Raw genomic sequence first — 18,343 nt, 5'->3', positions numbered from 1 at the left:
GATTTGTTGCGCAGTTTTGCCCGTAGAAATTCATACCAACAAAACTTCTACTTTATTGTTAAAAATTGTCTAATACAACAAAAACTCGAAGTTTCTAACGAATTATGTAAATACAATCATTTAAACTCATATTTTCCAAGCCATGATGGAGAAATATTTTCTCCGCGTCACTGTCCTTGCAGGGTTTTTCTTCATGTTGATATTGAGCTTGCCCGCTGTGGCAGTAGCGCAACTTTATTTTCCTCCAGCTGATACTAAGGCAGAAAAATTGTCGCCAAAGAGATCGCTCAATATCAATTTTCTAACGATAGACGAAATTCTCAAGGCTCAGAAGAAACTGGGTTCAGACATATATGTACAGATAAGCAATACCAGCCAAGGTCAGCCAAGCGAGGTGCAAGCAGTTGTCTTGGGGAATACCATGTACGTCACATGGATTGGCAATGGGACTACCGTCTTTCTGGCCAAAGTGCAAGGTAAAGGGGCAGTCCTTAACTCGCCAGTAGTTCTTTCGCCGAAAGCTATTTCGCTAAACAATACTGTCAATGCTAGCAACTTGCAAATTAGCGTCGAGCATAATCTTGTTGCAATAACGTGGTTAGCGGTAAAGGCTGATACCGGACTGTCAACAGTTGATGGTAGCCTGAGCCGCGATGGTGTAAATTTCCATTCATTCCAAATAAGTACTAATGTATACAATGCTTCTGCTCCCTTCCAGCCTAATGCTCATTTCGTCATATACATAGTGCATGATGATCCGAATGATGACAAAAATCCTTGTGGCCCTCCCCGCCCGCCACTTGACAGATATGCACTCCTTGATAATAATACCAGTATAACAACTGTAACAATACCTGACTTGCTGGATAGTAGTAGTAATAATGCTACAACGACATCTAATTCCGGGCAGCAAATCTCGGAGGCCATTAGTTTACCTGGACGCCCTCCTGATATCGTCTGTTTGTATCGGTGGGCGTAAAGGTGGGTGGATGGTTGATTTGACTTACAGATAGGATTCGTTAACGTTTAAGGAACTTTTGCCAACCTTGCATGTATGCTGCTGATTGCAGCAATAATTATGGCTGCGACAACAGCGGCATTAATTGTGGCTGTATAGAATATATCGACTATTTGCTGCAGATAGAGCATACTAAACAATGTAAATGCTATGATGGATGCCAGTGCAGGAGCTCCAATAACTAATGTTGCGTTCATCAATCGTAGAGTTCTCCGCCAATGAATTAAACTGTTACAAAAGATTTTGCAGGTTCACACCCTCCTTCCCTCGATCAAGCATACTGTGAATATATACCAAAAAGAATTATTTCATTTGCAACTAAAGCCTATAAGCAAGTCTGGCTTAAGTCTCAAACAGTTCTATGACCCAATCTATCGCCTTTCACTCGTACAAGGGCGGTACGGGAAAGACCACCATAGCCTGCAATCTGGCGGCAATGCTTGCAACAAAGGGGTACAACGTTTCCATGCTTGACTTGGACGTGTATGCGCCCAGCCTTCACGCTTACTTTGAAAAGACTCCTTACAAATGGATAAACGATCTCCTCTCGGACAACGCCAAGATTGACGACGTGATGGTGGATATGACATCCGTTATAGAAGAATATGCAGGCCTTGGAAAAAAGGGCGGCAAGCTATGGATAGGCTTTTCTAATCCGCAAAAAGAAGAGGTGTACAAGCTAGAAGGCGGCGGAGGCAAGCAGGCCAACGCCAAGATACAGCTCCTTCGCAAATTCATACAACTTCGCGAAGACCTGATCTCGGAATATGATTCTGACTACATCATAATTGACACAAGCCCCGGCATAAGGTTCTGGTCGATAAATTCCCTGGCGATCGCAGATACCCTTTTCCTGACGCTAAAACTTGGCGACCTTGATATTGAAGGCACGAGAAAAATGGCCAACGACATTTACGGATCGTTTACAAAGTTTGGCGCCAAGTCCTACCTGCTGCTGAACAGGGTAGGCGGCTACTGCGTTCCTAACACACCGATTGTTCCACGTAATAATCATCACAGATCAGAAGAAGAAGGGAATGATGCCGTCGCCCTGCCGCCGCAATACGATGAAGCCGACCTTGGCAAGTCTTTATCTGACGAGGTATCAATGGACCTCATTTCTGCCATTCCATGCTACTGCGACATACAGTTCAGCAGAAAAGAATTCCTGACAGTCCTGCAATATCCTAACCACCCATTTGCAAAACAGCTCGAAAAGCTTGCCACTGCAAAGCAGATCAAAGTTTAATTATCAACCAGAGCCGCTACTACCTCAGAGAGAGACTGACTGACTGTTGGACATCGCCACTGGCTCAAAGTACCCACAGATCCCTGGCATATCCGAATTTGTAGATGGGACCATATCATCAGGACTGCTACTGCTTCTTACAGGGCCGGCAGGCGCGGGCAAGACCATGTATTGCCGGCAATTTCTTGCTGATGGATTGCTTGATGGCGACTACTGTCTGTTAGTCAGCTCTCGCCTGACAGAAAAACAATGCAGGGACCTGTTTTCCAGAATTGATCCAGAGCTGGTTAAAAATCTCAAATTTGTAAACCCTTGCGCCAGTTCGTCTTCAAGGGTAGATGTTATAAAAAATTTGTCAGCGATCTTGAAGGATGTCCGCGCTGCCATGGATAAGGCAAGCGAGACTGGAAAATCAGTTCGCATAGTTCTCGATTCACTTACTCATTTGCTGCTCTTTAGCGGCGAGAAACCGCTGCTAAAGTTCACTACCGATCTGTCCCTGATATTGAGAGACGGCCCTGCCATGGCAATTTGCACCCTTGCATCGGAAGAGCGCTTGCGCAGAATGCTAAGCGCCGTTGCCGAAGGCATCCTAGAAATGAAACTTGAAGACAACAACGGGGCGCTTGATAGGAGCATCAGGCTTTTTTCCATCAAGGGGATTCACCACGAACCCACATGGGTAAAATTCAAAATTGCCGATAATGGCGAGCTCTCTTTTGAAGGCCGCGCGTCCCCTGTTACGTTAAATTGCACGCTTTGCGGAAAAGCTATTACGGGAATACCCTTTACAGAGTCGGATTTTGTCTTTGACACCAAGGCATGTATGGAGACTTACAGAAAGCTTGCCGATGCCTATGGCTCTAGCATCTCCGAGACGGGCCTCCCATTGGAGGTCTTTAACGTGAGCTTTTTCTTCATAGACATCGTCGGGCTGTCGGATCCTTCCCTCTCTGTCAGAAAACAGATCCAAAAGATCGAGGCCCTTAACAGGCTCATAGCTTCCTGTGACGCCTTCAAGACATCAGGCGGCAAGAGGATCATTCTGCCAACGGGAGACGGCATGGCGATTGGATTCTTGCTAAACCCGGAACTGCCAATAGAATTGAGCATCCAGCTTCACAGGCAGCTCCGTGCCTACAACAAGGGCAGGGTGGAAGAGGACAGGATAGGCGTGCGGATCGGTCTGGGCTCCGGCCCGGTGTTTGCAGTCACCGACATGAACAACGTCCAGAACGTCTGGGGCCCGGGTATCATACTGGCCCGGAGAGTGATGGATGCAGGCGACAATGGGCACATCCTTTTGGCCGACAAGCTTGCAGAGGAGCTCATTGCTCTAAAGGACGAGTACCGTTCGATAATCAAGCCGATCTGTCAGTCATATGAAATAAAGCACGGCCAAAAAATAACGCTGTATTCTGCGTATTCGCACGACTTTGGCAACCCTGAACTGCCTGTCAGGGTTCCGCGCATCAAGTGAAATTGAAGCAAAAATCGCTTCCGTATACGCTCTTTAGCTTTTTTAATGTCAGCGCGCATTCCTGCTTGTCAAAAGAGTATTCCCTGCCGTTTATCTTCTCAACTATCGGTCTTGCCACAATGGGCTTTCCACAGAGTATGCATGTGTCCCTGCCTGCCACCTTATCGCCAGTCTGTTCTATAATTGTAGGGGTAATACTTTAGTTTTTTCCACTATCAGATCTCAGATTATCCTTCATCGGCCAAACTCCACTTCCTTCTATACACCTCGTCTTTGAGCTTCTGGCCTTTGAACATCTGGAAATATGCCTGCCTTACCTTGCCCTGCCTTTCAAGCTCTGCCTGAATCCACAAGTTCTCAAACATTGAATAATACGTGAACACCGTTGATTCGCTGTTGGAGTAGGTTGATAGTCCTGTAGCCGCAGAAAAGTCATTCTTAGAATCGTCGCCAACCTCAATTGCCAGAGAAAAAGTTTGGTCGATAATGATTGTAGTGATCTTGCTTCTTACGGACCTCTCGATGAAATTGACGTTGATGCGCTCATGCTTTTGCTTGATTTTCTGCTTTGACGCATCTTTCACTGCTTCGTCGTCAATCTTGATCAGCACCTTGACAGCCACGCCATGGCTGCTGGCTTCGCCTAGCAGGTCCAGCAAACCATCTTTCTCTGCCCTGTAGAATGAATTGATGGTAGAGAAGAGCACAAGGATTTCAAATGACGCAGAACGCACAAGCTCTTTTGCCAGCTGCAGCGCCGAGGAAGGATCCTGGATCGTTTCAATAAATTCTCTCTCGGTCCCCCTTTCGATCTGTTTTAGTTTTTCTTTTGCCGGCACCACCCTGCTCAGTAGGTTTTCAAAAAGCTGCTGCTGCATTTTGACAAACTGGGGGTGCGTAGAGTACAAAAGCCGATGGGGCCGCTGCTTCTGGTGGTCGTCAACGCCATCGCTTTCTTGCACGTCATAGAGATACGCGCTGCTATCAACTATGTAAAAGCTGCCAGAAAATCCCTCCATGTGGTATACTTCTGAAGACTTCATCAGCTGCTTGATGATCGGCAGGCTGTCTTTGGTGATGTTTGTGACAATATGTATCTGCAACTCTTTTCTTTTCTTAGGCCCTGCAAGCAAGTCCATAAGCTCTTTTGCAAACGATGGGTCTAGCTTGGAAACGTGATCAAAATAGCAATCGATTCTTTTTGATGCGCCTGAAAGAAGCCGCCAGAATATAGAGTTGTAGCTGTCTTGGTCATCATCGGTTACTGTCCCAAAAGCATCCTGATTATTATTATTGTCGGCGATCTTGCCCAACTATAGGTCTCTCCACAGAATCAGGATATAAAGTCACTTTACTGCACGGGACCTCAATTATAGTAGTTTTTCAAAGAAATCTTATATATTGCAGGTGGTTCTGTGAATTGTGCCAATCTTCCTCGATGTCCACAAGGTGCCGTTTAGCGAGGCAAACCTCAAGGAGCTATGCATGTCTCCTGTGGATGAATTTGGAGTCAGCCACGTCAACCTGTTTTACAACAAGGACTCTGGGATCTGCTTTTGCCTGCTGGAAGGCCCTGACATGGACGCCATAGAGAAGCATCATGCAAAGGTCAACATCAAGTGCGAATGGATCACCGAAGTTTCTCTTGCAAGGCCGTTCAAGCCGTCCAATTGATGCTAAAAGAAATAAGGCATCCCGGGGATAAGCAATTAATCAGGTTATGGACCAAGCCTGCATATTTGCGCTCTACCACCTGTCAATTGCCTAACCTTTGATTGCATGACAAGATATGTATCACAATGGCTCAAAGACGTACATTTCCGACAGGTTATTGTGCTCTCCGCAATTGGGACAAACATAGGTGTTTTCATCAAACTTGTTCAATTCTGCTATTATGAACTGGAAGGCGCATTTTATGCAAAATCCGCGCTTCACCTAGTCAATTTCTCCTGCTTCTACTTACACATGCATGGTAGATTAAGATATTGGTTAGAGCAGGCCCTCATAGCTTGGCGTGTAATCCTTGCAAGGATAGCAGCAGGCTGATTGATTAAGGTATTGTTAATATCGGGCAGAGAATGATTCACAGCAGTAAAATAATGCCTGCTATGCTTGAAAAGCTCGTTGATCAGGATTTTGGCAAGATATCGGGACAGATAGAACGCTCTATCTCTGGCTATGTTTCGAAGAGTTCAGCCAAGGGACTGGTCGTGGGCCTGAGCGGGGGTCTGGACTCTTCAGTGGTTCTCAAGCTGGCAGCAAACGCACTTTTGCCGTCAAGGGTGCTTGGAATAGTCATGCCAAGCGACACCACGCCAAAGGAGGACGTTGATCACGCCGTCAAGCTTGCCGCGTCGTTTGGAGTAAGATACCATGTCATAGACATCAACCCGCTGCTTGAAAAATATGCAGAGGTGCTGCCAGAAGACAAGAAGGCAAGGGGAAACCTGATGGCAAGGATCCGCATGAACATTCTGTATTATTATGCAAATATTAATGGCTACATTGTTGCAGGCACGTCCGACAAATCGGAATTGCAAATCGGTTATTTCACAAAATTTGGCGACGGGGCTGCAGACATTTTGCCAATAGCAGGCCTGTACAAAACACAGGTAAGAGCCCTTGCAAGACACCTAGGCATTCCAAACGAGATCGTTGAAAAAAAGAGCAGCCCCCGGCTGTGGCTTGACCACTTGGCAGAGCAGGAGATAGGAATGGACTATGAAGTCATGGACCCGATACTCTACCTGCTGGTCGACAGAAAGATGAAGCCAAAGGCTGCCGCAAAAAGGCTGGGACTGCCAGTAAGTCAGGTTAACAGGGTTAAGGGTATGATCGAGACAAGCTTACACAAGCGCAGCATGCCTGTGGCAGTCTCTTCTATCAACAACTCTTCTTTTTAGGTTGCTGCTATAACATTCAAAGCTAAAAAACATCCTGCAACTTGACGGCGTCCTAGTCAGTATTGTGTATCCCACTACTTAAGCGAACGGGCAATTTTCATTAGTTCTTCATATGCAAGCATGCTCTGAATGTAATAGCTATCTCTGGCTTGAAAGAGATTTAGTGTATTGATAGTATATTCTGTACCATTCCAATTTAGCGATCTTGTACCCAATACAACAGGGTTGCCATCGATGTATTCTATTTGGTATTCTGAGTTGTTAGCATGAGAAGCCACAATCTTTGACTTGTTGTATCCAGTATTGCTTTCCCATCCGCTTGAAACGAAAGGATTGGTGTAACCTATCGTTATTCCTCCTTCAGCTAGAAATTCATTTCCCAGGTACCTATCAGAATCGTGATTAGAAGGCGCATAGGCTGCTATAAATTAAAGTTGCTGTTATGAATCCTGCATCGCAAGCTATAACTCTGGAAGATACATTGGAAATTTTGGGTCACAGCTCCATCAGGCGAATAGTAGGACCTTGCTTCGTTTATGTCATTAATGCACATAGGATGTGGTCTTTTGGTTATCGTTCCCTACAGCCCATACGGCATTACAGTATGAAATATGTCCGTGTAAAAGGGCCGTCTTGAGATTGTTCATCCAGAACATCTCTTCCATAGCTTACCTGAAGCATCTTGCCTGCCGGTATAATCCGTTCAGAGATTCTTGAGCCATTATTCTCCTTCATTGGAATCAATGGATTTTCGTACTCTAGCGTACTTCCGAGCCCAACTTGTTGATAAAGAGGACAGTAGCATTTACATCGCCGCTAGAGACAACAGTATCCGGATTCAGTATTGTCGGCTTGCCATCTTCGCTTGATGTAAAGTTGACTGTGACGAACCTGACATAGCGAGGATAATAGGTGTCAAAGTAAATCTGAGCCCAATATTGATTTTCATTATACTCGAAAAAGCATTCAAAGATGTAGGTGTTGTCTTGGATTTGGCGGAAATTCTGCCGCGTGGTCTCTATCTTTGAATAGAAATGATACTTCTTAAGTATTTCCAAAGTACTATGATTGTCCACACCTTGAACGGTGGACCATGAATATACGAGAGGCCCGATTTCAGAGCTTGGAAGGTCCCTTTGCTCTTCAAAGTTTCTGTCCGCCTCGGAAATAGAATCAATTACACCTGCAGGAAATTCTTGTTTGTTCTGCTCTGTAATGGCAAAGCAATTTCTATCCGGTATATTTTGGATTGTTCTTGCAATTGAAAAGCTCATTTCTCTTGAAATGAGATCAGAATATTCTATGCCTTTATAATTGAATGACGCCATTGCGGATTGACAGTAGAATAGGCGAATGTCAGATATTGTGTTGCCCTATGCCCAACTTGAAAAAAGAAATCGGTGTAATTGTAAATGATCTGGGAATCTACCATAAAGGGCTTGAAGTTGCCGTAAGACGTAACAACATCAAAGACGAGGTCAGCTATGCCCTCTCTGCCATCCTACCTCTTGAGCAAAAGGCAGAGGAAACAGAACTGGTCAAAAGCTGGGCATACAAAAAGACATTGCAGATTACCGTTCAAAGGTCAACAAGTTAAAAGGAAAACTAAAGGAATTGAAGTAGTAGCAGCCTCTAGAGTCCCACTATAGAGGCAGACTCTAGCAAAAACCAAATGATTTATGTCTGTTCCCAGATATGGACACAAAAGCACCAGCACAAAATGGCCGAGGACAGCAACCTTAGATATCGAAAAAGAAAACAAACCATAGAAGGAGCATTGGAAGTGCTAGGGCCACAAGCAAGGGAAATCATTCTTGCCTACCTCTTGCATCAAAAGAAAATCATTATAGGAAATGATTATTGCTCACCCATCGCCGAAATAGAAGCATCTCTTAGAGAATTGCTCGGCGGGACTACGCTCATCGTACATTCAATAGTGACCAGAGAGCGCGGTGCAAACTGACGAGTATCACTGATCCTTGGAAACTCTTGCAGCGGTGCTGTTGATTACTGCTTCTGCATATCTCGCTAAAGGGCCGTTATCTTGGTATATTGCCGGGTATTGAACCTCTGACAATGTCTGCTGCCCATTGTCCCTATCTATCATCCACTTTACAAAATCCAATGTTGCATTTTTGGTAGTGTCTTCTAGCATATCATCATCGCCGGGCAGCGAGGCGTAGTAAAGCCCAGTAAGGGGATACGAGCTGTTCCCAAACATGCTTGCGTTCAGGAAAGGCGGGATGGCAGCAGCTTGGTTGATGACGCCAGTAATATTTTGAACCTGCATCGAGCTGTTAACTGCCTGCCATATCGAGTCGGCTGAAGGGAGGATATATTCGCCGTGGCTATTTGCAACGGCTGCAAACGTCATCCTTGTCTGGGTCGCGTACGAGAAATCGACATATCCAATAGAGTATGGTGTCTGCCTCACCGTGGCGGCGAGCTCGTCGGGCCCAATCACGCCGACGCTGTTATCTGGCCACCTGATGATATTATTATCTTCTTCTGCTGAAAGGTACCTTTCAAGCAGAGCCAGAGTGCTGCTGTTCCTGTTTTCGTGAACTACAACTATCCTTTCGGCTGGAAGGTTGAGGTTTTGGTTCAGATCCCTGATAGCCGGATCGTTCCATCGAGTCACCGTGCCGTCAAGTATCGACGACAGAATAGTTGCATTCAGCTTCAGCCCAGATGGTACGTCTGGAAAGCTAGGGATGTTGTAGACTATTGCTGCTGCCTGGGCGCTTACAGGGATGTTGTGTGACCCGCTGGCGGCGTGCCGGACGTCCTCTATAATCATCAGATCGCCTAGAGCATTGGGCCTCTCAAGATAATAGTTGAGCTCTATGCTGCCTAGGGCGTTTTCATCGTTGTTGTACTGGGAGGCCCACCGCTGGACGAACGGAAACGCGGACCTTGCAGACATGACGCCGACAACCTCCTTTGGAGCCGGCTCCGTGCCGTTGGCTACGATCGTCCCACCGTCTCCGGGCGCTTCGGGCCTTGGCTGCAGCAAGGCTACAGCTGCCAATACCACCATTGCGATGGCCGCTATCGCTGCAACAACGATTGCAACCATCGCTCTTTTATTGCTCACAGCAGTACATCATGTTATTCGACTGCAAAACTATTAAGAAATGTCACGTGTCCAGCTGCTCCGGCACAACCGGCATTTTCCTAATTATTCTAGAAGTAAGATAGTACAAGAAAAGAGCCCCCCCAAATGCGACAGGATACCACCACACTATTCCATAAAACGAGATGTGGAGGGGCGTCATGACATCCTTTGGCCACTCTCCAAAAAGCACCCAGTAGAACATGTCTTCGAGCCATACGAAATTTAGGATGTTGCCGGTGCCCCACAAGAGCCCCTGCAGCCTTATGTTCCTGCTTGTTCTGAATATCAGCCTATCAAAGAATGGGTTGAACGAAACCAGTATCGCCATTATCAGCATTATAACATGGTACAAGTAAAGCTGGCCGGCAAGATGGATGTTCATGGGGTACGTCAGCACGCTGATGCCTAGCGGGCTTGCAAGCAGCATGTGTTCTATCAGGCCATATATCATTGCAAAAATAAAGATCGATACTGCCGACGTGATGTTTACGGGCCTTAGCGGGAACCTTTTCTTCTTGGTGTAATATGGCCGCATATGCAGTTTATGTATTATTTACAGCAACATTGCTATTATGGCTGCTATTCCCTCTCTGTTATCCTGTAGATCTTGCCGTCAAGGTACGTCAGCACGTATAGGTACCCGTCAGGGCCTGTCTCAATATCGGTTATCCTTCCAAAGCGCTCGCCAATTATCACAGGAGACGCCTCTCCTAACATGTCGTCTCCGACAGGATCGGCGACCAGATCCGCCAGCCCATTGATGGAATCTAGCTCAAGGCCGTCCCTTTCTTTATTGAGCTTGAAGAAATAGAGGTTGCCATAGTTGATGTCGCCCACAAAGATGTTGTTTTGATATTTTTCCCCAAGCTTTGGAGAATCAAAGAATTCGATATCGGTCACCCCGATCGGAGCGCGCCAGCTAAAGACAGGATCCCTGTATTGCGAGCCGTTAAAGAGGACAAGGTCGCCTTCAGTCGCGTTGGTCCTTGAGATCGGGCCCATGACCTTGTGCCAGCCGCTGTTAAAGCCTGGCTCGACCACATTTATCTCGTCGTAGCTATCCGGGCCGTTTTCCGTGATCCAAAGCCTGCCAGTCAGTGGGTCAAAGTCCAAGCCAAAGCTGTTGCGTATGCCGTAGGCGTAGTATCGCCGGAGCTTTTCCATGTCACCGGTGTAATTGTTGTAGTAGAACGGGTTGCCCTCCACGGGCATTCCAGTATCCCTGTCCACGCGGAACACCACTGACTTGTCGTCAGGCAGCCTGCCTAAAATCTGGTTGTCGAGCATGCCTCCACCGGCGTTGACATCGCCGATCACCGCGTACAGGTTGCCGTCAGGCCCTATGGTGACCTTGCCGCCGTCATGGAACGGCCCCGGCTCGCCAGGAAGATCTAGAATTCGAGCCCTGTTGATAAGGGTCTTTTCGTTTTCGTCGTAGAGGTATTTGTATACCCGGTTTCTGATCTCGCCGCTGTTATCATCAACTTCTGTGAGGTAGAGAAATACTGAAGTAGTATCGTTGCCGCCATCCCACACGGCTATTCCAAGCAGGCCGCGCTCTGCCTCATTGGCTACGTCGACTTGCAGGACCGGCTCCTCTGCAAGCCTGCCGCCTGAAACAAGCCTGACCTGGCCGTCATTTTTTTGCAGAACCAAAATGCTGCCGCTGTCATCATCAAGGAAGCGCATGCTTGTAGGGTACGCCAGCCCTTCTGCGACAAGCTCTATGTCAAGCCCCGCGTCGTGCAGCAGGGGCATGTTTTTTTCTTGCTCGTGAGCAATACTGCTATCGCTGGCAAGCGCCAAAAACAGAATCACGGCTACTATCCCTACAGCAGCGCCGGCTGCCAGAACGTACACTGCGAACCTGCTCTTTGAGCCTATTATTGCTGATCTGGATATTTCAAGTAGCCTTGATTATATCACGCGCCAAGCTATCTACTGCAAGAATTTTCGTATATCTTGCAAACCATTTTTCTACCTGTGATGATTCTCGCTGCAAAAAATTGTCGTGACCGGTAATGGTCATGGCGTGCTCCCCGATATCCAGCAATGGTAACAAAGGCAGCATGTAGTGTATTGCAAATTTCATACAAAACTGTAAAAAAGTGGAGAAATCCTCCAGCAAACTTATATGGAAATTAACTTCAGTTTTGATATGGAAAATTTAAGGTACCTGCTTGCCACCATAGCAGCACTTACCCTAGTATTGTCCATAGTCAGTAGCAGCATTGACCCGAATTATTTTGTGGGCATGAACGCATTTGCTGAAAATGGCGAGGAAGACAACAGCGACTCGACATCGAACAATGAAGAAGACGTGCTTATCGAGTCTCTGGGCAACAGCAGCAAGGTTACTCTGAAAATAGACGACGATCATGTTAACCTGAAGGTCGAAATAGAGGACAGCGACCTTGAAGATGGCACCTATGATGTCATGTTCGCTTGCAACAGCTCTAATGTCAGCAAGGAATTCCTCGACGCCCTCGATGTAGAGGAAGGACATGGCGAATTTGCCACAGAAGTGGCTCTGTCAAACGGCACCTACATGGGCTGTGAAGTCGATGTAGGAGAGCTCTCTGCGACATTTGCTTCATTTAGCGTGATGTCGGATGAAGATGACGGAGAAGACGACAGGGGCAACCCTGAAAGGGAGAAGCATGAAAGAGGAGAACGCGAGCACAAACAAAGCTCTAGGCTAGAGACCGAAGACGAGGGCATCGAAATCAAAGTCGAAGTGGAAGGTCTTAACATGACAGACGGCTCGTATGACGTAGTCTTTGCATGCCAAAGCCCGAACCTTAACAGGACGCTTGATAACGCGTTTAAAGTAGAGGACGGCAAGGGCAAGTTTGAAGCAGAGATCAGGCTAGCAAACGGCACCTACAGCGGCTGCGAGGTTACCGTTGGAGACACAGTGCTGGCATCGTTTGACGCATTTACGGTAAGCGAAGAAACAGAAGAAGAGCAGGAAAGCAGGGTGGAAGAGAAGCGAAAGGAAAAGAGAGAAAGAATAGTGATCGCCACAAGCGGCAGAGAAATCCACGAGAGGCACCGCAGTGAGAACGCTGCGAACCCAGGCGAGTACGAGCTTGGCTGGAACTACGTGCTGACGGCCAATGGCACAGCCATGCAACGTAACCAGAGTGGAATTGCCGACAGACCAGTTGCCACGGTTGACATCAACATGACGGTATGGAAGTCAACTGGAGCAATAATACTGCTTGATGTGCTCGACGGCACGGTCGAAATTGGAAACCAGACCTACACAGTTGTGCTCGGGTATGCGCTATACATGATACCCCACGACACGCTGAGAGTAGGAGCGCTGGTTGTCGATGACGACGGCAATGTCTACAAACTCAAGCTGCGCGGAACTGCTGAAGAAGATGACGCTGAATTCCCGATGGAGTCAGGCTCGATTGACCTGACATTTGAAGGAAGCAGCGGCCCCTTGAACAACCGGCTTGGAGACTGGGAGCTGACGCTCGAAGGCACCGTCGAAGCAGGCTAGAATCCAGTGCTGCCACACACAAGCGGCAGCATCGCCTTTTTGTTTTAACAAAATTTTTCCAATAGAAAAGGGCAAGTATTACCACACTAATCGTCATCTGTGCCCTGCAGGGACATCTGCACATCATACAAGGCTACAAGGCAGGAGCATGGCAGCTACTACAGCAGCGGCTACAAGCGGTGCAACGAGTGCGAATTGTTTCTTAGGTGGGATGGGCCAAAATGCCCCTGTTGCGCAAAAATTTTGCGGGCTCGACCGCACAACACAAAGCTCAAGGCTAGGCTGAGATAAACGGATCTGGGGAATTAGATTCTGGTATATCGGTGCGCGCGCACACATTTATCGGGATATACAATAATAAAATACCTTTTAGTTGATTATTGACAGGTAAAAGAGCGCGAATGGGTCACCTCGCCACTGCCTGCGTCCACCATTACGTGAAACCCTCTGTAAGGCGTGCAGTGCCATATTTCACTTGTCTTGTACCGGACCTCGACGTTGTATAGCAACTGGCCGGTTGACGAAATAAACATCATCGTCCTATCTGCACTAGCACGGTCAAATTCGTACAGGTAGCTGCGGAATCTCAAGTCAGAGTGAGTCCTCAGTTGCAAGTCCATGTGTTCTCGGGCGATCTTTTCGGCCTCTTCCAAGCTGACCCTCATTTCATAATTGCGAACGTCGCTTTCATCGTACCACATGCCAAGCTGGATGATAGTATTGTCAGAAAGGAAATGAAAATCTGCTGCAAACCCTTCTGCTTTGCATATGGCACCACCCTCCTCGCGTGGTTGAACGTGGCTGCAGATATCTATGATCTGGTATACCTGCACCATTTTGCCAAACCTGTCGTCCGGTTCATAATCAACATCAAATATCTCATGTTTGTTTAACTGATAGCCAGACCTCTCTAGGAACGATTCTGCATAGTCGAGTGCTTGTTGTTCAGTGATAGGAAATCCCACGTCTGGGCCAATTGATGAATTAGTGCTGTATGTGATCAGATAGTCGCATCCGCTTCTGCACTCCGGGATCATTTCCCTCGAAATGGCAATTTCGCCTCCGTTCCTTGTAGCGTATAATCTCGTCATCGCCTGCCCGCCGTCTCCACGCTTTTCACTGACTATTTCGTCATCTTCAGCATTTGCAATCACGGTTGCAATCTCTTCTGGGTCCTTTGCAAGCAGACTGATTGGCTTGATGCCGGGCAAAACCTCGTATGATTGCGGAGCCTCGTACACGTAATATGCGCCAGCCGGCTGTGTAGTTACAAAGTAGTTGAACAAAAGTACAAATGCAATCCCTGCTGCAAGGCCAACCAGAACAGGAATGATGGCAGCTCCCACAACTGATGCAAGGCAGTAGCACTGTTTTAAACTTGTCACATTCTATATGCATATGACAATGTGGTAGTTTCATGAATAAGGCTACACAGAGGATTGTGTCGAATCATCTGCCGTACCTGCGCACCCTGCGCTGGTACGTCCTTATTGCCCTCATGAGGTCTATCTTGCGGAACTCTGGCCAGAACACATCCATGAACATCAGCTCACTGTAGGCGCTCTGCCATATCAAAAAGCCGCTCAGCCTCTTTTCACCCGACGTCCTCAGGATAAGGTCCGGCGACGGCTGCGGCAAGTGCGACGTGTACAGGCACGACTCGATCGTCTTTTCGTTTATTTCGTCAACTTTGATCTTGCCATCCTTGGCCATCTGCGCTATCTTCCTTACCGCTTCGACAAGCTCTTTCTGCCCGCCGTACGCTATGGCGATGTTCAGGAACATCGAGTCATATTCTGCAGTTGACTCTTCCAGCTTTGTCAATATCTCCTGAAGCTTGCGCGGTAGCAGTTTGGTGTCGCCTATCGCCTTTATCTTCATCCTGCGGTTGTGCACGCGCTGGTCGTTGTAGAGCTTTTTAAGCTTGATCTCTAACAGCTTGTAGATGTTTTCAAGCTCTTCGTCTTTCCTTTCAAGGTTCTCCGTCGAAAGGATGTATAGGGTGGTAATCTTGACTCCAATGTCGTGGATCCAGTTGAGCAGCTCTTCTGCCTTGTCGGCCCCGTGGTTGTGGCCGATGGCCGGATCAAGCAGGTGGAACCTGGCCCACCTCCTGTTGCCGTCAAGCACTATCGCAACGTGGTTTGGCAGAGGCGACTTTAGAATTTCTGACTCCAGACGCTTTTCGTAGAAAGAGTAGATGCCGCTGAGCTGTAGGAATGTGTGCGCAAGTGCCCTGCCTCCCTTGTCAATATCTGTCTGGAGCCCCATATTTCGCTGTCAGCTTTTTTACTCTACTGCATTGTTATCATGTGTTTCCATATATGTGGTGTGTTACTATCGTGTATCAAAAGGTCAGAAAAACTTCCTCAACCGGCTCCCTTATGCCCATAGCCCGCACCGACTTTTCAAACTCGCGCTTGCCGTCCGACACGAGGATCTGAAGCTTGCCTGTCCCGCTCTTTTTCGCCATCCTGTAGAACTTTAGAAACTTTCTCACGTCCTTGGCCACGATCTGCGCTGGGTCGACGAATCTGACTGTCGGCAGGAGCGCGTTGAGGTATGTTTTCACAAACGGCAGGTGGGTGCTAGAGAGCGTTATGACGTCCATCTTTTCGTCCACGCCTTCACCCAGCACCCGGGATATTATGTCAAACGTCCGCCGCTCGTTCTCAAGATGGACGCCGTGCTCTATCAGCTCAATTATGGGCGAGGCGTTGAACTTGGTTACAAGGATGTGCTGCGGCACCTCTCTCCTGATCTGGATCTTCAGCTCCTTGCTTCCTATCGTGCCCTCGGTGGCCATGATCCCGATGTGCTTTTTCTTTGTGAGCCTGGCTGCTTCCTTGAGGGGAGGCCGGACCCCAATGATAGGGAGGTCGGTTATCATCCTCCTTACCTCATCGAGCACCTGGACAGAAGGCGTGTTTGAGGCGACCACCACGAGTTTTGGCTTGTATCGCCTGAGGTAGTTTATGGTATTGACCATAATCTCGCGCAGCTGCTGGTGAGACTTGTTGCCGTAAGGAAAGTGGGCCCTGTCTGCAAAGTAGAGCAGGTCCTCGTTTGGCACCTCACGCTTTAGCTCCCGTATTATCGAGAGCGAGCCTATGCCAGAGTCAAACACGGCGACAGGGTTGTTCGTCAACTGTTGCCGTTCTCTAGGTTATGATGTAAAATAAATGTACAGTCTAGAGGTAACATTTACAAAATCATGACCCGCAACCTAACAAAACTTGAAGTGCTATCTTTAAAGCACCCTTGAAATGATTGCCAATGACTGATCGTGAGCATAAAGGGCGCAGTAATAATAGCAGCTGGTATCGTTTTTGTAGCTGCCCTCATCGGGCTCTTTGCCTGATTATTCGACAATAGCAGAGGAGGCTTTTGTCTGGCAAGAGAGTCTTGCTGCGGCAGCTCTTATGCTATTTGTTTTAGCGGCACTGCGGGAACAACAACTATACAACAAGCGCGTCGCCGGCCGCCGGCACCGCTGCATCAGGCTTGAAAACGATCATTGTCGTGGTTGATCTTATGCCGCCTATCTTTCTTATCTGCCTGATGACATCTTCCCTTAGCTTCTCCTCGCTTTCTGTCTCTGCCTTGAGTATCAGGTCGTAGATCCCCGTTGTCATGTGCACTTCAAGCACTCCCTTTATCTGGCTGACATGATCCCTTATCGTTTCCTGGTTGTTTGTGTCGCAGTTGACAAAGATAAGCGCCTGCGTCATTGATATTTTTTCACGCTCCACAAAAACCATTTCAGCTCGCTATAACCTTCAAGCCAGAAATAACGCACGAGCCCGTCGATCTGTACTATGTCTTCGTATTCGGAATGCTGGTACCTTTCTAGGCTCTGTGCTGGTAAACCGCTTTTTGCAGTCATTTTGCATCTTCCAACCCATAACATGCATGTGATTTAAGGAACGCGAAGTGTTGTTATAGTATGTAGAAAAGTTGCTATGCGAGATATTCTGCAATTGACTCCACGTGTTTTACACAGTACGACTGTCGCTGCACACACAGTGATGATTGACATCGGTAAATCAATTGCTTGTAGATCGAAATCATGCATCGTTGCAACATGGAGTCAATCTTTAGTACAAATCTCGAACAAATACTATAATTTTAATATGGAATTCTGACATGCAAGAAAATAGAAAAGATGGTCTTTGAGGGGATACCGACAGGCTATGAGCTGCGCTTTCTGGTAGACATCGGGATCGCACTGGCGTCCGGCTTTGCCATAGGCGCAGAGCGAGAATCAAGAGGAAAACCCGCAGGGATCAGCACGCACTGCCTTGTAATTGGCGGAGCGGCGATTTTTACATTCCTCTCGTCACTGATTGATCCCAACTCTACATCAAGAATCGCAGCGCAGATAGTAAGTGGCATTGGTTTCCTTGGAGCAGGTATCATCCTAAAGAGCGAATCAGAAAAGAGGATCACAAACCTGACCACCGCCGCAGCCATCTGGTACGCAGCAGCGATCGGCATGGCCATAGGCTACGAATTCTATTTCCTGGTAGCTGTAGCTACTGCGTTTGCAGTTGGGGTGCCGAGGATACCTCACATCTCTAAATTGATCAAGAAAGGCGAAGAGGAGTAAAAGAAAGAGGAAGATCATACTGAGTCCTCCTAAAACAATGGTCTTGTGGCAGCTATAACATAGGCATTATGAAAGCAATCGCCCAACAACAACTTGTTATGGCATCTTGCAATTGCAACAAGTAAAGAGGCTGGCAAATTAATATGTATGTACACCTTTCTGTATCAATGATCCTGCCTGATCACGTACGACATCTTCCCCATGTGTTGTATGTGGGAGTACTGTGGTGAAAGTAAGGGATAATTTGAAGATTGACTGGATTAGGGGTGATTGGAAAGGTGAATGAATCTGCGAAAATGGCAATAAGAATATTTAAACAGGCTAATAATCGGCAAACGCTAATCTCTGCCATCATTTTATGACGTCTTGCAGCGGTGTCATTACCATTTTCTACTTCTCTCTCTTCATCATGATCAGTTCATATTCAATTGTGGCAGCAATACCTACAGACT

At 47.3% G+C, this 18,343-nt stretch carries 20 protein-coding genes; 9 read left to right on the top strand and 11 right to left on the bottom strand.

Annotated features, from left to right (window positions below; translation table 11 throughout):
* Positions 1–142: 142 nt before the first annotated feature.
* Entirely contained in the window at positions 143–979 is an 837-nt protein-coding gene (locus tag NGAR_RS16740) for a hypothetical protein (protein WP_015021013.1), read from the top strand.
* 47 nt (positions 980–1,026) lie between these two features.
* Here the strand turns inward: NGAR_RS16740 and NGAR_RS16735 are convergent, their stop codons facing one another.
* Positions 1,027–1,215, bottom strand: coding sequence for a hypothetical protein (locus NGAR_RS16735; protein WP_148681670.1), 189 nt, complete (start codon positions 1,213–1,215; stop codon positions 1,027–1,029).
* Between the two features lie 164 nt (positions 1,216–1,379).
* Between NGAR_RS16735 and NGAR_RS16730 the strand changes: the two genes are divergently transcribed.
* Both NGAR_RS16730 and NGAR_RS16725 read left to right on the top strand, forming a co-directional pair.
* On the top strand, positions 1,380–2,267 hold the full coding sequence (locus tag NGAR_RS16730) for a MinD/ParA family ATP-binding protein (RefSeq protein WP_015021012.1): 888 nt from the start codon (positions 1,380–1,382) through the stop codon (positions 2,265–2,267).
* A gap of 46 nt (positions 2,268–2,313) precedes the next feature.
* Positions 2,314–3,747, top strand: a complete 1,434-nt coding sequence (locus NGAR_RS16725; protein WP_015021011.1) for a DUF7504 family protein — start codon at positions 2,314–2,316, stop codon at positions 3,745–3,747.
* Here the strand turns inward: NGAR_RS16725 and NGAR_RS18120 are convergent.
* Both NGAR_RS18120 and NGAR_RS16720 read right to left on the bottom strand, forming a co-directional pair.
* Positions 3,740–3,907: a hypothetical protein gene (locus NGAR_RS18120; RefSeq protein ID WP_015021010.1), complete on the bottom strand. Its 168-nt coding sequence runs from the start codon at positions 3,905–3,907 to the stop codon at positions 3,740–3,742. The two genes, NGAR_RS16725 and NGAR_RS18120, sit on opposite strands and share 8 nt — an antisense overlap.
* Before the next feature lie 67 nt (positions 3,908–3,974).
* The gene (locus NGAR_RS16720) at positions 3,975–5,060 is read right to left on the bottom strand and encodes a hypothetical protein (protein ID WP_015021009.1); all 1,086 of its coding nucleotides are present in this window, start codon (positions 5,058–5,060) and stop codon (positions 3,975–3,977) included.
* 109 nt (positions 5,061–5,169) lie between these two features.
* Between NGAR_RS16720 and NGAR_RS16715 the strand changes: the two genes are divergently transcribed.
* Positions 5,170–5,421 (top strand): nickel-binding protein, encoded by a 252-nt coding sequence (locus tag NGAR_RS16715; protein WP_015021008.1) that lies wholly within the window; start codon positions 5,170–5,172, stop codon positions 5,419–5,421.
* A 425-nt stretch (positions 5,422–5,846) separates the two neighbouring features.
* The gene (locus NGAR_RS16710; protein ID WP_015021007.1) at positions 5,847–6,650 is read left to right on the top strand and encodes an NAD+ synthase; all 804 of its coding nucleotides are present in this window, start codon (positions 5,847–5,849) and stop codon (positions 6,648–6,650) included.
* A 758-nt stretch (positions 6,651–7,408) separates the two neighbouring features.
* Here NGAR_RS16710 and NGAR_RS16705 read toward each other — a convergent pair.
* Positions 7,409–7,978, bottom strand: coding sequence for a hypothetical protein (locus tag NGAR_RS16705; RefSeq protein WP_015021005.1), 570 nt, complete (start codon positions 7,976–7,978; stop codon positions 7,409–7,411).
* 56 nt (positions 7,979–8,034) lie between these two features.
* On the opposite strand from NGAR_RS16705, the gene NGAR_RS16700 reads away from it, so the two are divergent.
* Both NGAR_RS16700 and NGAR_RS16695 read left to right on the top strand, forming a co-directional pair.
* Positions 8,035–8,247 (top strand): hypothetical protein, encoded by a 213-nt coding sequence (locus NGAR_RS16700; RefSeq protein ID WP_148681668.1) that lies wholly within the window; start codon positions 8,035–8,037, stop codon positions 8,245–8,247.
* A 186-nt stretch (positions 8,248–8,433) separates the two neighbouring features.
* Positions 8,434–8,613, top strand: coding sequence for a hypothetical protein (locus NGAR_RS16695; RefSeq protein ID WP_148681667.1), 180 nt, complete (start codon positions 8,434–8,436; stop codon positions 8,611–8,613).
* Between the two features lie 6 nt (positions 8,614–8,619).
* Here the strand turns inward: NGAR_RS16695 and NGAR_RS16690 are convergent, their stop codons facing one another.
* From NGAR_RS16690 to NGAR_RS16680, 3 genes are read right to left on the bottom strand one after another with little or no spacing between them, the layout of a single operon-like run.
* Complete coding sequence (locus tag NGAR_RS16690; RefSeq protein WP_148681666.1) at positions 8,620–9,747, bottom strand: substrate-binding domain-containing protein; 1,128 nt, start codon at positions 9,745–9,747, stop codon at positions 8,620–8,622.
* 43 nt (positions 9,748–9,790) lie between these two features.
* The gene (locus NGAR_RS16685) at positions 9,791–10,303 is read right to left on the bottom strand and encodes a hypothetical protein (RefSeq protein WP_015021001.1); all 513 of its coding nucleotides are present in this window, start codon (positions 10,301–10,303) and stop codon (positions 9,791–9,793) included.
* Between the two features lie 44 nt (positions 10,304–10,347).
* Positions 10,348–11,628 carry a PQQ-dependent sugar dehydrogenase gene (locus NGAR_RS16680; protein ID WP_015021000.1) on the bottom strand — a complete coding sequence of 427 codons (1,281 nt, stop codon included), beginning with the start codon at positions 11,626–11,628 and terminating at the stop codon, positions 10,348–10,350.
* A 298-nt stretch (positions 11,629–11,926) separates the two neighbouring features.
* Between NGAR_RS16680 and NGAR_RS16675 the strand changes: the two genes are divergently transcribed.
* The gene (locus NGAR_RS16675; protein ID WP_148681665.1) at positions 11,927–13,282 is read left to right on the top strand and encodes a hypothetical protein; all 1,356 of its coding nucleotides are present in this window, start codon (positions 11,927–11,929) and stop codon (positions 13,280–13,282) included.
* A 377-nt stretch (positions 13,283–13,659) separates the two neighbouring features.
* Here the strand turns inward: NGAR_RS16675 and NGAR_RS16665 are convergent, their stop codons facing one another.
* From NGAR_RS16665 to NGAR_RS16650, 4 genes are all read right to left on the bottom strand, one after another.
* Complete coding sequence (locus tag NGAR_RS16665; protein ID WP_015020997.1) at positions 13,660–14,628, bottom strand: PepSY domain-containing protein; 969 nt, start codon at positions 14,626–14,628, stop codon at positions 13,660–13,662.
* Between the two features lie 103 nt (positions 14,629–14,731).
* A complete protein-coding gene (uppS, locus tag NGAR_RS16660; protein WP_015020996.1) occupies positions 14,732–15,553 on the bottom strand; it encodes a polyprenyl diphosphate synthase in 822 nt (273 codons plus the stop codon).
* A gap of 76 nt (positions 15,554–15,629) precedes the next feature.
* A complete protein-coding gene (murI, locus tag NGAR_RS16655; RefSeq protein ID WP_015020995.1) occupies positions 15,630–16,430 on the bottom strand; it encodes a glutamate racemase in 801 nt (266 codons plus the stop codon).
* A gap of 310 nt (positions 16,431–16,740) precedes the next feature.
* Positions 16,741–17,034 (bottom strand): Lrp/AsnC family transcriptional regulator, encoded by a 294-nt coding sequence (locus tag NGAR_RS16650; protein ID WP_228369223.1) that lies wholly within the window; start codon positions 17,032–17,034, stop codon positions 16,741–16,743.
* Between the two features lie 413 nt (positions 17,035–17,447).
* On the opposite strand from NGAR_RS16650, the gene NGAR_RS16645 reads away from it, so the two are divergent.
* Positions 17,448–17,891: an MgtC/SapB family protein gene (locus tag NGAR_RS16645; RefSeq protein ID WP_015020993.1), complete on the top strand. Its 444-nt coding sequence runs from the start codon at positions 17,448–17,450 to the stop codon at positions 17,889–17,891.
* The last annotated feature ends 452 nt before the right edge of the window (positions 17,892–18,343 follow it).

The organism is Candidatus Nitrososphaera gargensis Ga9.2, from assembly GCF_000303155.1.
Lineage (GTDB): Archaea > Thermoproteota > Nitrososphaeria > Nitrososphaerales > Nitrososphaeraceae > Nitrososphaera > Nitrososphaera gargensis.
Note: the sequence above shows the minus strand (reverse complement) of the source record. Positions and strands in the feature narration are given on the sequence as shown.